Annotated in this window: 15 protein-coding genes; 8 read left to right on the top strand and 7 right to left on the bottom strand. The window is 69.5% G+C overall.

Annotated features, from left to right (window positions below):
* The first annotated feature begins 126 nt into the window (after nt 1-126).
* Complete coding sequence (locus BWI15_RS37275; protein ID WP_077019159.1) at nt 127-783, top strand: GntR family transcriptional regulator; 657 nt, start codon at nt 127-129, stop codon at nt 781-783.
* A gap of 113 nt (nt 784-896) precedes the next feature.
* On the opposite strand, the gene BWI15_RS37270 is transcribed toward BWI15_RS37275, so the two are convergent.
* The 4 genes from BWI15_RS37270 to BWI15_RS37255 are packed head-to-tail and all read right to left on the bottom strand — an operon-like array spanning nt 897 to nt 5,734.
* Nucleotides 897-1,727, bottom strand: a complete 831-nt coding sequence (locus BWI15_RS37270) for a carbohydrate ABC transporter permease (protein WP_077019158.1) — start codon at nt 1,725-1,727, stop codon at nt 897-899.
* Nucleotide 1,728: 1 nt separating this feature from the next.
* Nucleotides 1,729-2,607: a carbohydrate ABC transporter permease gene (locus BWI15_RS37265; RefSeq protein WP_077019157.1), complete on the bottom strand. Its 879-nt coding sequence runs from the start codon at nt 2,605-2,607 to the stop codon at nt 1,729-1,731.
* Nucleotides 2,604-3,905 carry an ABC transporter substrate-binding protein gene (locus BWI15_RS37260; protein WP_077019156.1) on the bottom strand — a complete coding sequence of 434 codons (1,302 nt, stop codon included), beginning with the start codon at nt 3,903-3,905 and terminating at the stop codon, nt 2,604-2,606. Before BWI15_RS37260 ends, BWI15_RS37265 begins: the two co-directional genes overlap by 4 nt.
* 2 nt (nt 3,906-3,907) lie before the next feature.
* Entirely contained in the window at nt 3,908-5,734 is a 1,827-nt protein-coding gene (locus BWI15_RS37255) for a glycoside hydrolase family 127 protein (RefSeq protein WP_077019155.1), read from the bottom strand.
* Between the two features lie 134 nt (nt 5,735-5,868).
* Here BWI15_RS37255 and BWI15_RS37250 point away from each other — a divergent pair, with 134 nt between their 5' ends.
* Genes BWI15_RS37250 through BWI15_RS37235 form a run of 4 tightly spaced genes read left to right on the top strand, consistent with a single transcriptional unit; the run spans nt 5,869 to nt 8,555 of the window.
* Nucleotides 5,869-6,864, top strand: coding sequence for a LacI family DNA-binding transcriptional regulator (locus tag BWI15_RS37250; RefSeq protein WP_077019154.1), 996 nt, complete (start codon nt 5,869-5,871; stop codon nt 6,862-6,864).
* Nucleotides 6,865-6,919: 55 nt separating this feature from the next.
* The gene (locus tag BWI15_RS37245; protein ID WP_083751211.1) at nt 6,920-7,267 is read left to right on the top strand and encodes a VOC family protein; all 348 of its coding nucleotides are present in this window, start codon (nt 6,920-6,922) and stop codon (nt 7,265-7,267) included.
* 60 nt (nt 7,268-7,327) lie between these two features.
* Nucleotides 7,328-8,167, top strand: coding sequence for an RNA methyltransferase (locus BWI15_RS37240; RefSeq protein ID WP_077019153.1), 840 nt, complete (start codon nt 7,328-7,330; stop codon nt 8,165-8,167).
* Between the two features lie 10 nt (nt 8,168-8,177).
* Nucleotides 8,178-8,555, top strand: coding sequence for a VOC family protein (locus BWI15_RS37235; RefSeq protein WP_077019152.1), 378 nt, complete (start codon nt 8,178-8,180; stop codon nt 8,553-8,555).
* Between the two features lie 50 nt (nt 8,556-8,605).
* On the opposite strand, the gene BWI15_RS39920 is transcribed toward BWI15_RS37235, so the two are convergent.
* Together BWI15_RS39920 and BWI15_RS37225 are read right to left on the bottom strand one after the other, a co-directional pair.
* Nucleotides 8,606-9,637, bottom strand: coding sequence for an FG-GAP repeat domain-containing protein (locus BWI15_RS39920; protein WP_202817798.1), 1,032 nt, complete (start codon nt 9,635-9,637; stop codon nt 8,606-8,608).
* Nucleotides 9,638-9,790: 153 nt separating this feature from the next.
* Entirely contained in the window at nt 9,791-10,585 is a 795-nt protein-coding gene (locus tag BWI15_RS37225; protein WP_077019150.1) for a class I SAM-dependent methyltransferase, read from the bottom strand.
* A gap of 101 nt (nt 10,586-10,686) precedes the next feature.
* Between BWI15_RS37225 and BWI15_RS37220 the strand changes: the two genes are divergently transcribed.
* A complete protein-coding gene (locus tag BWI15_RS37220) occupies nt 10,687-11,385 on the top strand; it encodes an RraA family protein (RefSeq protein ID WP_077019149.1) in 699 nt (232 codons plus the stop codon).
* 9 nt (nt 11,386-11,394) lie between these two features.
* A complete protein-coding gene (locus tag BWI15_RS37215) occupies nt 11,395-12,288 on the top strand; it encodes an aldo/keto reductase (protein WP_077019148.1) in 894 nt (297 codons plus the stop codon).
* Nucleotides 12,289-12,295: 7 nt separating this feature from the next.
* Here the strand turns inward: BWI15_RS37215 and BWI15_RS37210 are convergent, their stop codons facing one another.
* Nucleotides 12,296-13,186: an LLM class flavin-dependent oxidoreductase gene (locus tag BWI15_RS37210; RefSeq protein ID WP_077019147.1), complete on the bottom strand. Its 891-nt coding sequence runs from the start codon at nt 13,184-13,186 to the stop codon at nt 12,296-12,298.
* A gap of 92 nt (nt 13,187-13,278) precedes the next feature.
* On the opposite strand from BWI15_RS37210, the gene BWI15_RS37205 reads away from it, so the two are divergent.
* Entirely contained in the window at nt 13,279-13,704 is a 426-nt protein-coding gene (locus BWI15_RS37205; protein WP_077019146.1) for a MarR family winged helix-turn-helix transcriptional regulator, read from the top strand.
* Nucleotides 13,705-13,717 lie beyond the last annotated feature (13 nt).

The raw sequence follows: 13,717 nt of genomic DNA, 5'->3' as shown, positions 1-13,717 counted from the left end.
GTCCCGAGCGGCTGCTTGACGAGTGCGGCGTACGCCGTCTCTGATATGCAATATATTGCACTCTCGCGATCGGAACAAGAGCGCCAGAGTTTCGTGGATGCCGTCGGGTGTGTGCAATATGTTGCCATGCCGATCCCCCAGGGCAGTCCTGCCGTAGACCGCACCCTTCTGCGCGACAACGTCTACCGCCGCCTCCGCGACGCCATCGTCGACGGGACGTTCCGGCCGGGAGAGCAACTCAAGGACGGCGAGCTCGCCGAGTGGCTGGGGGTCAGCCGGACCCCGGTGCGCGAAGCACTGCTGCGGCTCGGGGCGAGCGGACTGGTGGTGGCGCTCCCGGGCCGATCCACCACGGTCAGCGCCATCGATGTCCAGGCGGTGCGGGACGCGAAGGACGTCGTCGCCGCGATGCACGAGTTGGCGGTACGACAGGTGACGGGGCGGATCAGCGCACAGGACGTGGACCGGATGCGGGACGCCAACCGCCGGTTCGCCGCCGCGGTGGCGTCGGGCGATGTGAGTGCCGCTCTGGACGCGGACGAGGAGCTGCACCGGATCCCGGTCGTTGCGCTCGGCAACCAGGCTCTCGAGGCGGTGATCGAACGCTTCGATCCGCTGATCCGGCGTGCCGAGCGGTTGCGCTTCGGCGTCGACGGCCGGGTCTCGGTCAGTCGGCACGAGCAGTTGATCGATCTCATCGAAGCCGGCGACGCGGAAGGCGCCGCAGCGGTGGCGTTCGACATCTGGCACAGCCTCGCGGTCGACGAGAACGCCGAGGCCTGATCAGCCAGGGTCATTGGTAACGGCAGCGCGGAGCTCGTGCGTTCCGGGAATGGTCCATGAAGTGGTTGCCGCAGGAGCGGGCGTAGCACTGCGCGGGAAAGAGCGGGGCGTACTCAGCCCTTCACCGCGCCAGACGCCAGGCCTGAGACATAGAAGCGTTGCAGGCCGACGTACAGCACCACGCACGGAATCATCGCGATCACCGACCCCGCGACCAGCGAGCCGAAGTTGACCTCGCCGTACGCGCCGGCCTGGACGTTCACCAGCGCGACCGGCAACGTGTACAGCTCGTCTTTGGTGAGGAACGTGAGCGCACCCAAGAACTCGGTCCACGCCGCCAAGAACGCGTACAACGCGACGGTCGCCGCGCCCGGCGTGACCAGCGGGCGCAGCACCGAGCCGATCATCCGGAGCGTGCCGCAGCCGTCGACATGCGCCGAGTCCTCCAGCTCGGCCGGCACCGAGGAGAACGAGTTGCGCATCACGAAGACGCCGAACGGCAGATTGACCGTGGTGTAGAACAGCACGAGGCCGAGCAGGCTGTCGGTCAGCCGGAGCACGTTGAGTTGCAGGTAGAGCGGGGTCAGGATCGCCTGGAACGGAATCATCATCGACACCACCACCAGCGCGAACAGCAGCGGCCCGGAGCGGAAGCGGAACTTCGCGAAGCCGTAGCCGGCCAGCGTCGCCAGCAGCGCGGTCAGTACGGCGGTGCTGATGGCAACGACCAGGCTGTTGCCGACCGCCCGTAACAGGTTGCCTGGGCCCTCGATCAGCGTGCGGAAGTTGTCCCAGGTGAGCTGGAAGAAGGTGCTCCGGTCCGGCGCGGCGACGATCACGTCGTTCGGCTGGACCGAGCGGAACAGGGCCCACAGCAACGGAATCGCGAAGACCAGGAACGCGCCGGTCCCGCCGACGACGTAGAAGACGTTTTTCAGCCGCATCTCAGTCCCTCTCCCGGAGCAGCCAGAACTGTGCCGCGGTGACCAGGCCGACCACGACCACCAGCACGATCGACAGCGCGGTGGCGGCGCCGAGCTGGAGCTGCACGAAGGCACGGTTGTAGATGTACTGGACCACCGTGGTGGTGTCGGTGCCCGGCCCGCCGCGGGTCAGGATGTAGAACTGCGTGAACGCGAGCAGCGAGCCGACCACCGAGATGATCACCGCCATCGCGATCGTGCGGCGCAGCACGGGGATGGTGATCTCGCGCTCCTGCTGCCACCAGGTCGCGCCGTCCAGCTCGGACGACTCGTAGAACTCCCGCGGGATCGCCTGCATGCCGGCCATCAGCAGCATCATCGTCAGCCCGGAGACGCCCCAGATCACCAGTACGCAGATCAGGCCGGTGGCCAGCGGGCCGTCGACCAGCCAGGCCGTCGTACCGTCGGTGATGCCGAGGCCGCGGAGCAGGATGTTGATCGCGCCGCTGTCCGGCTGGGCCTCGAGGACGGTGACGAAGCTGAGTGTGGACAGGCCGACCACGAACGGCAGGAAGAAGACCGTGCGCAGCAGCGTCGAGCCGCGGCGCTTGCGGCGGACCAGAACGGCCAGCGCGTAGCCGAGCACAAGGATCGGGCCGGTTACGATCGCCGTGTAGAGCAGCGTGTAGAGCACGGACTTGGCGAAGGCGGCGTCGGAGACGATCGCGGTGTAATTCTTCACGCCACTGAACTTCACCTCGCCGATCAGCGGCCAGTTGGTCAGTGAGATGATCGCCGCGAAGGCGAGCGGCACCAGCACGAACACGGCCACGAACAGCACCGCCGGGGTGACCAGCAGCAGGCCGGTCCGGGGCGGATGGGTCAGCGACGCGCGGCTCATGCCTGCCCCTGCTTAAGGATCCGGTCGAACGACTCCTGGGCTTCGGACATCGCGGCCTCCAGCTCGCCGTCGAACACGGCCCGGCGGAACATCTGCAGCCACGGCCCGTCCGGCTGGTTGTAGAGCAGGTTGTACGACAGGGTGGTCGGTGCGTACCCCTCTTCGATCCGCTCCAGCGGCAGCGTGGCGAGGGGGTACTTCTTCGCGAACGCCGGAGTCGCGACGTCGGAGCGGACCGGCGTGTAACCGCCGGCGGGCAGGTCGGTCTGCTGCGGCACATCGAGGGCGAACCGCACGAACTCCCACGCGCCCGACGGATTCTGGGCACCGCGCGGGATGCACATGTTGTCGCCGCCGTCGAAGAACGCGGAACCGCCGTCCGGTCCGGACAGCAGCCGGGGCGTCACCTTGGCGTGGAACTTCTCGTCCGACGCCGACACCACAACGCTGTAGTTGGACGGGAAGATGCCGACCTGGCCGGCCCGGAAGTCGCTGCCCCAGCGCGACGCGTCGTCGGAGAAGTTTGCCCTGGGCACCAAACCGTCGACCCAGAGCTGCCGGTGCAGCTCGAGCATCCGCCGGACGGCGTCGTTGCCGGTGATGTTGCCCTCCTGCTGCCCGACCTCGCCGCGGATCAGGTCGGTGTCGGCGGCCCAGATCATCGGCTGGACGACGAACCCGAGCGCGCCCGGACTGTTGCCCGGGAAGCTCCAGGCGTAGACGTCGTCACCGAGCTTGCGCAGCCGGCGGGCGGCGGCGAGCAGTTCGTCGTACGACGTGATCGCCTGGTCGGGATCGACGTCCGCACGGTCGCAGAGCTCGGTGTTGAACCAGAACATCGAGTTGTCGGCCAGGTACGGGACGCCGTACGCGCGGCCGGCCCGGGTCGCCAGGCGCAGGTGGCCCGGGCTCAGCTTGTCGTGGAAGTCCAGCGCCTCCAGGGCCTCGGTGAGGTCGGTGAAGGCGTCGCGGTAGATGAACAGCATCGAGTTGATGTCGTCGATGTCGACCAGGTCGGGCACGCTGCGACCGCGGATCGCGGTCGCCAGCTTCGTCACGTACTGCGCGTCGAGCACCGGGGTCAGCTCGACGGTCAGCCGGTCCTGGGAGGCGTTGAACTTCTGCACCAGGCTGGTCAGGCCGGACTGGGTCGCGGCCCGGCACCAGACCCGGACCGTCCCGGTGGCGCCCGTGCCGAAGCCGGGCGCCGACACGTCCGGCTCAGGCAGGACCGAGCTGCAGCCCGAGACACCGGCGAGCGCGACCGCCGTACCGAGGAATCTCCGTCGGGTCAGCATGGTCAGTCACGCGGCAGCCAGACCCGCATGGCACCGATCTCCCGGTTGGCCCACGCGTAGTACGGAATCGCCGTGATCTCGACCTCGTCGTCGACGCGGCCCCGGGTGGTGAGGACTGTGACGCCGTCGAGCAGGCCGGGATCGTGGCGCGAGGTGATCGGCGCGTCGAGCAGGCGCAGGTCGTCGACGTCGGCCTGCTGGTCGGTTTGCTCGACGGCGTAGACGAGCGGGCCGCGTTCGATCGCGACGCAGCCGCGGACGGCGTCGACGCGCGAGTGCGCGGTGACCGTACGAGGAGTCAGCGGGAGTTGCAGGTCGACGGTGTCGCCGGGCGACCAGGTCTGGTCGAGCCGGGCGTACTGACCGGCGTCGACGGGCTTGCCGTTGACCGTCGCACCTTCGGCCCAGGCAGGGATGCGGAGCTCGAGAGACCAGTTGGTTTCCGGCGCCTTGTCGACGGTGATCCGGATCGCGCCGTCCCACGGGTAGTCGGTCTCGACGCGGAGCTCGACAGTGTCGGTGGCGATCGTGCTCTCGGCGTACTGGTGGAGCTGGATCGCGGTGTCCGAGGTGGTGGCCAGATAGCCGTCGAGGCTGGCGAGTGTGCGCATGATGTTGGGCGGGCAGCAGGCGCAGTCGAACCAGCCGCGGCGGCCGTGAGCCGGGCTGCGGTTGCCGTCGGGGTGCGCGTTTCCCCTGAGCTGCAAGGGGTTCACGTAGAAGTACTCGCTGCCCTTCAGCGAGACGCCGGCGAGGAAGCCGTTGTAGAGCATGCGCTCGATCGCGTCGGCGTAGAAGGCGTTGCCGGTGGCCAGCAGCATCCGGTGCGCCCACTGGACGCCGCCGATCGCCGCGCACGTTTCGGCGTACGCGCGGTCCGGCGGCAGCTCGTGCTCGTCGCCGAAGGCCTCCCCCTCCCAGCGCGCGCCGAGGCCGCCGGTCACGTAGGTCTTCGTCGACCACATGTGGGCGAACTGCCCTTCGAGCGCTTCGAGCAGCGCGGTGTCACCGGTCTCGACGGCGACGTCCGTCGCGCCGGCCGCCAGGTACACCGCGCGGACGGCGTGACCCTCGACCGTTGTCGCCTCGCGAACCGGCCGGCGGTCGGAGAAGTACGTCGGCTCGTGCCCGTGGTCGGCGATGATCCCGTGGCCGCGCGCCTCGACGAACCAGCGTGCGAGCTCCAGGTACGCCGTCGTCCCGGTCTCGCGGTAGAGCTCGACCAGCGCCATCTCGATCACCGGGTGGCCGTCGACGTCGCGGATCTTGCCGTCCTCGGCCTCGCCGAACGTCGCGACCAGGTGATCGGCCAGCTTGATCGCGACCTCGAGCAGACCGCGGTCGCCGGTGCAGCGCACCTGCGCTACGGCGGCCTGGATCAGGTGTCCGGCGCAGTAGTGCTCGTGGCTCCAGACGAGCTGCTGGTAGCGGCCCTTGTCGCCCTCACGCAACTGGACGACGGAGTCCAGATAGCCGTCCTCGCGCTGCGCGGCGGCGACGACCGCGGTCAGGTCGCGCTGACGGCGCAACAGATCCTCGGACGGGTTGCGGCCGTACTCCCAGGCGACGGCCTCCAGCCACTTGTAGACGTCGGAGTCGGCGAACACCGGACCGATCGCCTCGCCTTCGCCGATTCCGGCGGCGAGGCGGAGATTGTGCAAGTTACCGGCTGCTTCGAGCTGGTCCTGGCCGGCCGGTATGGCGGCGTCCGCGTTGCGCTGCTGGCGTGGGGACCAGAAGCCGCCGGAGATCCGGGCGCGGCCCAGACCGATCGGCTGCAGTCGGCCGCGGGTCGTGGCGGCTGGTGAGAGGTCCGGGGCAGTGGGCATCTGGCGGCTCCTCGCGGAAACATACGGAACACGTTTTCCTTGAACCTAGGGACCTTTTCACGGCAGGTCAAGAGGGTAGTAGTGACCAAGACGGCTACCATGCTGGAAACATCGGAAATGCTGGGAGGACGCAGATGCCGTCACCGAGACCGGCGGTGCCGCGGATCACCGACGTCGCCGCCCTGGCCGGCGTCTCGACCAGTACGGCGTCCAAAGCGCTCAACGACACCGGCCAGCTGCGCGAGGAGACCCGGGCGCGGGTCCGGCGCGCGGCCGAGCAGCTCGGCTTCACCCCGGACAGCCGGGGCCGGGCGTTGTCGTCGGGGCGCAGCTACACGGTCGGGCTGATCACCACCGACAGCTCCGGGCGGTTCAGCATCCCGATCATGCTCGGCGCGGAGGACGCGCTGAGCGCAGGCGAGATGGCGCTCGTGCTGTGCGACACCCGCGACGATCCACTGCGCGAGTCGCACTACCTCAAGTCGCTGGTGTCCCGGCGGGTCGACGGAATCATCGTCACCGGACGGCGGACCGAGCCGCGCGCCCCGATCGACGTACCGATCCCGGTGGTCTACGCGTTCAGCCCGTCGACCGACCCGGCGGACACGTCGGTGATGGTGGACGACCACGGCGGCGCCGCCTCGACGGTCCGGCACCTGCTCACGCTCGGGCGGCAGCGGATCGCTCACGTGACCGGGCCGGCGACGCATCGCAGTGCCGTGGTGCGGGCGGCGGCGACGGTGTCGACGGCCGGCGACGCGTTGGTCGCCGAACCGCTGCACGGTGAATGGAGTGAGCGCTGGGGGCGGCACGCGGTCGACGTCCTGCTGCGGACGACCGACGTCGATGCGATCTCGTGCGGCAGCGACCAGATCGCGCGCGGAGTGTGCGACCGGCTGCGGGAGCTCGGGCGCGCCGTACCGGACGACATCGCGGTCACCGGGTACGACAACTGGAGCGTGATGGCGTTGGCGAGCCGCCCGCCGCTCACGACGGTGGACCTGCAGCTGGAGCAGTTGGGACGGCGTACTGCCCAGCTGCTGCTGGAAATGATCGGCGGAGCGTCATCGTCCGGGCTGCTCGAGCTGCCGACCGAGCTGATTCCCCGGGAGTCGACGCTCGGTACCTGAGGTTTCGTCCGCGCCGCGAGGTGGGCACCGGCGGGAGACCGACTGAGGAGGCAGCGTGACGATGCGTGCGGTTCTGGCCGTGGTGCCGGTGGCGGAGATCGACAAGGCGACCCAGTGGTACGAGCGGTTCTTCGGCCGCCCGGCGGACACCCGGCCGATGGACTCGCTGGCCGAGTGGCACCTGAGCGAGCTCGGCGTGGTGCAGGTCTTCGAGGACCCCAACCGGGCCGGGCGTACGACGGTGAACCTGACCGTCGACGACCTGGACGCGACGCTGTCGACGCTGTCCGGCCAGAACATCCCGGCGACGGATCCGCAGCTGGTGTCGGGCGGGCGCCAGCGGCTGGCGTTGATCCAGGACCCCGACGGCAACCAGCTCGGGCTGATCCAGTCCCTCACCTGACCGGCGCGGTCCGGCTCCTCGTACTGTGGAGTCCGGCCGGCGGCGGAAGTTGGGAAGTGGATGGCGACGCGAGTCAGTAGTCGGAATGCGCGGTTCCAGGTGTGGCAGGCGTTGCTGAGCAACCGGAACAAGCGGCAGCGAGCCGGGGAGTTCATCGTCCAGGGCGTGCGGCCGATCAACCTGGCGGTCGAGCACGGGTGGACGATCAACACGCTGATCCAGGACGCGTCGCGGCCGTTGTCGCAGTGGGCGCGGGACTTGATGCAGAGCCACCGGGACGCCGAGCGAGTGCTGATGGCGCCCGAACTGCTGGCCGAGCTGACCGAGAAGGACGCCGCGGAGGTGGTCGCGGTCGTGGCGATGCCGCCGGATTCCCTCGATCGGATTCCGGTCGGGCCGGACTTCCTCGGGGTGGTGTTCGACCGGCCGACCGGGCCGGGCAACATCGGGTCGATCATCCGGTCCGCGGACGCGTTCGGGGCCGACGGCTTCATCGTGACCGGTCACGCGGCCGACGTGTACGACCCGAAGGCGGTGCGGGCGAGCACGGGATCGCTGTTCGCGCTGCCCGCCGTCCGGGTGCCGTCGCAGCGCGAGGTGATGGAGTGGGTCGCGGCGCAGCGGGCGGCCGGCGTACCGATTGTTGTCGTGGGCACCGATGAGCACGGATCGGTCGACGTGTTCGACTTCGACCTCACCCAGCCGACGTTGCTGCTGGTGGGCAACGAGACGTCGGGGCTGAGTGCGGCGTGGAAGGAACTGGCCGACGAGCTGGTGCGGATCCCGATGACGGGCGCGGCGAGCTCGTTGAACGCGGCCAACGCGGCGACCGCGGTGCTGTACGAGGCGGCGCGGCAGCGTGCCCATTCGTCCAAGACTTCGGCGGGCGGGTCGGCCTAGCGTCGGTGGCATGACGCTTTCGGTGCGGCCGCAGCCGTTGCTGGCGGTTCGGGATGTGGAGAAGAGCAGCGCCTGGTACTGCGGGGTGCTGGGCGGGGTGAGTGCGCATGGTGGGCCGGAGTACGAGCGGGTGGTTGTCGACGGGGAGTTGATCCTGCAGCTGCATCGGCTCGAGGTCGGGCATCACCATGGGACGTTCGGGGATCCGGAGGTGCCGTTGGGCAACGGGGTCGCGGTGTGGTTCGAGGTGGACGACCTCGACGCGGCGGCGCGGCGGGTGGACGCCGGGGATGTGCAGACCGGGGTGCACCCGAATCCGAACGCGGGGCATCGGGAGCTGTGGGTGCGGGATCCGGACGGGTATCTGGTGGTGCTGGCCGGGACATGAAAAACCGGCCCCCGATCTGCTACTCGGGGGCCGGTTGCTTGGGGCAAGGGTCAGTCGCTTTCGCAACCGATCCCGTCGTTGTTGCCGTCGAAGTTGTGCGGGTCAGTCCCGATCACCGTGAAGTTGCGGTAAGGGATGTCAGGGCAGTTGAGATCCGGCGGAGGCGGCGGGATGCAGACCGTCGGGTACGAAGGATCGCAGTTCGGCGGCGGAGGCGGAGGCGGCGTCACCGTGACCTGGTACCGCAGGTACCACGTCCCGTTCGACGGCCGCCAGACCGTGTGGTCCGTCGCGGTCGTGCCCGCGTAGTTGCCGGGGTGCGGGCGGTCGGCGTTCTGGCCCCAGGTGATCGTGCTGCCGCCGCGGGTGAACCAGGTGCCTCGACGGAACACCGTCAGGTCCGCCTTGGCGTTGCCGACGAAGTTCGCCGGTGCGGGCACGTCGCCGTTCACGCCGTACGAGATCTGGGCGGCGCCGCGGATGAACCAGCGGCCGAGCGACGGGCGCCAGACGGCGAGGTCGCTGTGGCTGTCACCGACGTAGTCGGCGGGCGCCGGGATGTCGCCGTTGGCGCCCCACGAGATCTGGGCGGCGCCGCGGATGAACCAGCGGCCCAATGACGGGCGCCAGACCGCGGCCTCGGCGCGGCTGTCGCCGACGTAGTTCGACGCGACCGGGACGTCGCCGGCCTGGCCCCAGACGAACTGGCCGACGCCGCGGATGTACCAGTAGCCGTTCGACGGGCGGAAGACGGCGAGCTCGGCACGGCCGTCGCCGTTGTAGTCGGCCGGGACCGGGATGTCGCCCGCCTGGCCGAACTTGATGTTGGTCCAGCCGCGGATGTACCAGGTGCCGTTGCTCGGCCGGAACACCGCCAGTTCGAGCCTGCTGTCCCCGACGTACGAACGCGGGACGGAGACGTCGCCGTTCTGTCCCCAGGTGATCGCGGACGTGACGACCTTGGTCGCGGCGACCGCCGTACCGGCTGTGCTCTGCGCCGGCTTGGCTTCGGCCGGCGCGGTGAGGCCGACGGCGGCCAGTGCCGCCACCGCCAGCCCCAGAGCTGCGGATCTGTAGCGCATGAAGTTGTCCCCCTCGGACATCAGAGGCGGTGCTGACGCCGGCTTTTCCCTCCCCCGAGGGCCCCCGCCGGCGTACCGCCAACACCCCTCTATCGGCGTCCGGAGTTGATCGTTACACCGCGTCACAGGATTTCTGCTCAGCGGACACCGTGATCACGCGGTCGCGATGATCTCGCCGTGCAGCAGGCTGAGGAAACCGTCCGGTGCCGCCGCCCAGGACCGCCACCCGGCCGAGATCCGCTCCAGCGTCTCCTCCGGTACGCCGGCCGCGCGGGCCTGGTCGGCCATCGCGGACTGCAGCACGCGGTCGGCCCACATGCCGCCCCACCAGTCGCGGTCCTCGGCGTTCGCGAAGGTCCAGTTGCTCGCCGTCGCCTCGACCTGCTCGAACCCGGCCGCCTGCGCCCACGACAGGAGTCGGCGTCCCGCGTCGGGCTCGCCCTGGTTCGCACGGGCCATCCGCTGGTACAGCTCCAGCCACTCGTCGAGCTCCGGCAGTTCCGGGTACCAGGTGAAAGCGTCGTAATCGGAGTCGCGTGCGGCCACGATGCCGCCCGGCTTGCAGACCCGGCGCATCTCGCGCAACGCCTGCACGGGATCGGCCACGTGCTGCAGGACCTGGTGCGCGTGCACGACGTCGTACGAGTCGTCCGGAAGGTCGAGCCGGTGCACGTCGCCGACGACGAAGTCGACCTCGATCTCCCGCTCGGCGAAGGTCGCGCGGGTGATGTCGAGTGCGGACTCGCTGGCCTCCAGCGCGGTGGTCCGGCCGGGCGCTACCAGGGCGGCCAGCTCGGCGGTGATCGTGCCCGGCCCGGCACCGACGTCGAGCAGACTCATGCCCGGGCGCAGCCGCGGCAGCAGGTAGCCGGCCGAGTTCTCGGCGGTGCGCCAGCGGTGCGAGCGCAGGACGGATTCGTGGTGGCCGTGGGTGTAGACGTTGTTCATCGCGGACTCCTTTGTCTCGCGCTCACCCTAATCTCAGATCTTGCTTTATGAGACTAATTGTCTTGATAATTGAGACAGCAAATCGACCAGGAGGAGCCAGCATGACGCCGGACGAGTTGACCAGTCGCTTCGCCGCACTGACCACCGCACACGTCGCGGACGCGTGCGTACGGGCCAAGGTGCCGGTGCGCTGCGTGTCGTTGACGGCGGACCAGCCCGGGCGTCTGGCGGGGCGGGTCCTGCCGACTCAGCACGTAGGCAGCGTCGACGTGTTCCTGGAGGCCTTCGGGCGGGCCGAGGCGGGCGACGTACTGGTGGTCGACAACGCGGGTCGGCGGGACGAGGCGTGTGTGGGCGACCTCGCCGTACTGGAGGCGAAGGCGGCCGGGCTCGCGGGCCTGGTCGTGTGGGGACTGCACCGGGACACGGCTGACATCCGTGCGATCGGGTTGCCGGTCTACAGCCTGGGCGCGATACCGACCGGGCCGCTGCGGCTCGATCCACTGCCGGCCGATGCGTTGACGACGGCAACCATCGGAGAGTGGGCCGTGAGCAACCAAGACGTCGTCCTGGCCGACGACGACGGCGTCGTGTTCGTCCCGGCCGACCGCGTCGACGAACTGATCGCGCTGGCGGAGTCGATCCGGGACACTGAACGCCGGCAGGCCGCGCTGGTCGCGAGCGGTACGTCGCTGCGCGAGCAGGTCCGGTTCGACGAGTACCTCGCGGCGCGGGCCGCCGATCCGGGACTGACGTTCCGGGCGCATTTGCGAGCCAGGGGTGGCGCGATCGAGGAATAGGGTGGGCGGATGCCTGAAAACCTCTCCGCGGCCGCCGCGGGTACCTGGAAGCTGGGCGACTTCACCATCAACCGACTCGGGTTCGGCGCGATGCGCATCACCGCGAACCCCGACCGAGACCTCGCGATCCGCGTGCTGCACCGGGCCGTCGAACTCGGCGTGAACCACATCGACACCGCCGCCTTCTACGCCTCCCCCGGCGGCACGCTGCAGGTCGGCGAAGGGCCGGTCCGCTACGCCAATGAGTTGATTCGCGAGGCGCTGTCGCCGTACCCGGAGGACCTGGTGATCACTACCAAGGTCGGACCGGGCTCCGATCCCGAGCGTGGGTTCTACCAGGCGACAACCGCCGCGGAGCTGCGCGCGCAGGTCGAGCTCAACCTTCGCCAGCTCGGCAAGGAGACGCTCGACGTCGTGAACCTGCGCATCATCAAGAAGCCCGGCGAGGACTCGGTCGCCGAGCGTTTCAGCGCACTCGCCGAACTCCAGGACGCCGGACTGATCCGGCACCTCGGGCTGTCCAACATCCGCCTCGACCACCTCGACGAGGCGCAGCCGATCGCGCCGGTCGTCTGCGTGCAGAACTCCTACGCCCTGGACACCCACCGCGAGGACGACGCGTTCCTTCCTGTCTGCGGCGAGCGCGGCGTCGCGTACGTACCGTTCTTCGCGATCGCCGGTTCAGCCCGAGAGGGCGCCGCCACCGCCGACCACTCCGACGCCGTACGCCGCATCGCCGCGGCTCACGGCGTCACCGAACAGCAGATCCGCCTGGCCTGGACCTTGCACCAGGGCGCGCATGTGCTGGCCATCCCGGGCACCGGCAACCCGGCCCACTTGGAGGAGAACGTCGCGGCGGGCGCTGTCGAGCTCACGCCGGAGGAACTGGCCGAACTGAGTTGACGCAGGCTCAGGAGATCGCTGCGCGCACCGCGGGCACGATCTCCTGAGCCCACCGGCCGAGCGAACTCTCGTACGACGCGTCGCCGCGCGGGAAGTACGTGAACCCGGCGGCTTCGTGCTCCAGCACCGCGCCGCTCAACTCCTCCACCCACTGGTCGACCGATCCGCCGATCCACCGGCCTTCCCCGTCGCGCGGACGGTCGAGCGGGCGGTCGGTGATCGCGCCCGGGAAGTTGTAGATCGTCGCGACGTCGGACGGCTTGCGCCCCACCTCGGCGGCCGCGGCGTCGATGATCGGCCGCGACGTGCGGTAGATCTCGCTGAGCCAGTCGGCCGCGTGACCGGGGATCCACCCGTCCGCCTGCCGTCCGGTCGCCGCGAGCGACTTCGGACCGTTCGAGCCGGTCCAGATCTGCAGTCGCGGGACCGCGACGGGCGGGATCCCGGTCACCGGGTAGTGCGGTCCGTCCGACGTCACCGCGGATCCGGCCGTGGTCAGCGACCGGAGCAGCACCATCGCTTCCTCGAACGCCTCGACCGCTTGCCGCGGAGTCTGCTGCCGGCCACCCATCGCCGTGATCCGGTCCGGCGCTCCGCCGGCGCCCAGGCCGACCACGAGCCGGTCGCCGGACAGCGCCGCCAGCGTGGACGCCGTACGGGCCAGGATCGGTGCCGGGCGCAACGGCAGGTTGGTGACGTTGACCAGGCCGGCGATCCGTTCGGTCCGGGCCAGCACGAACCCGATCGCGGCGTAGGCGTCGAGCGCGTGGGCGCCGTACGGGTGATCGGCGACCGAGACGTGGGCGAGGCCGTCGCGATCGGCGCGCTCGGCGAGCCGCAAGAGATCGGGGATCGCCCGCGCGTCCAGCGGGGCGCCGTACCCGAAACGAACAGTCATGGTGGACCTCCCGATTAGTTCGTAGGTCTAAATAGTAGTGCACCGAAATATCTGGTCTCCTGACATTCCAGCTGCCGGACTAGGATGGAGGCATGGCGGCACAGGACACGGAACTGGTCGGCTCGCTGGTCCAGCTGATGCACACCCTGCAGGACCTGTACGCCGAGACCAGTCGCCCGCTCGGGCTGACGCCGCAGCAGGCGCATCTGCTGTGCGTGCTGCTCGCCGGACCGTTCGGGATGACTGAGCTGAGCCGGGTCATGAGCATCGAACGGTCGAGCCTGACCAGCATGGTCGACCGGCTGGAACGACGGGAGCTGGTCGAGCGGCAAGCCGATCCCGCCGACCGGCGGGCGTGCCGGATCGCGCTGACGCCGTCGGGGACGAAGCTGGCCGACGAGGCGCACTCGGCGTACACCGATCGGATCGGCGAGCTGACTGCCGGACTGTCGCCGGCTCAACGCAAGGCTGTGATCGGAGCTGTCGCCTCAGTGACGAGTGATCAACGCCTCAAATGAGGCAAACTTGTCT

This window comes from Kribbella sp. ALI-6-A (genome assembly GCF_001984195.1).
Taxonomy (GTDB): domain Bacteria; phylum Actinomycetota; class Actinomycetes; order Propionibacteriales; family Kribbellaceae; genus Kribbella.
This window is presented reverse-complemented; position numbering and strand designations above follow the sequence as displayed.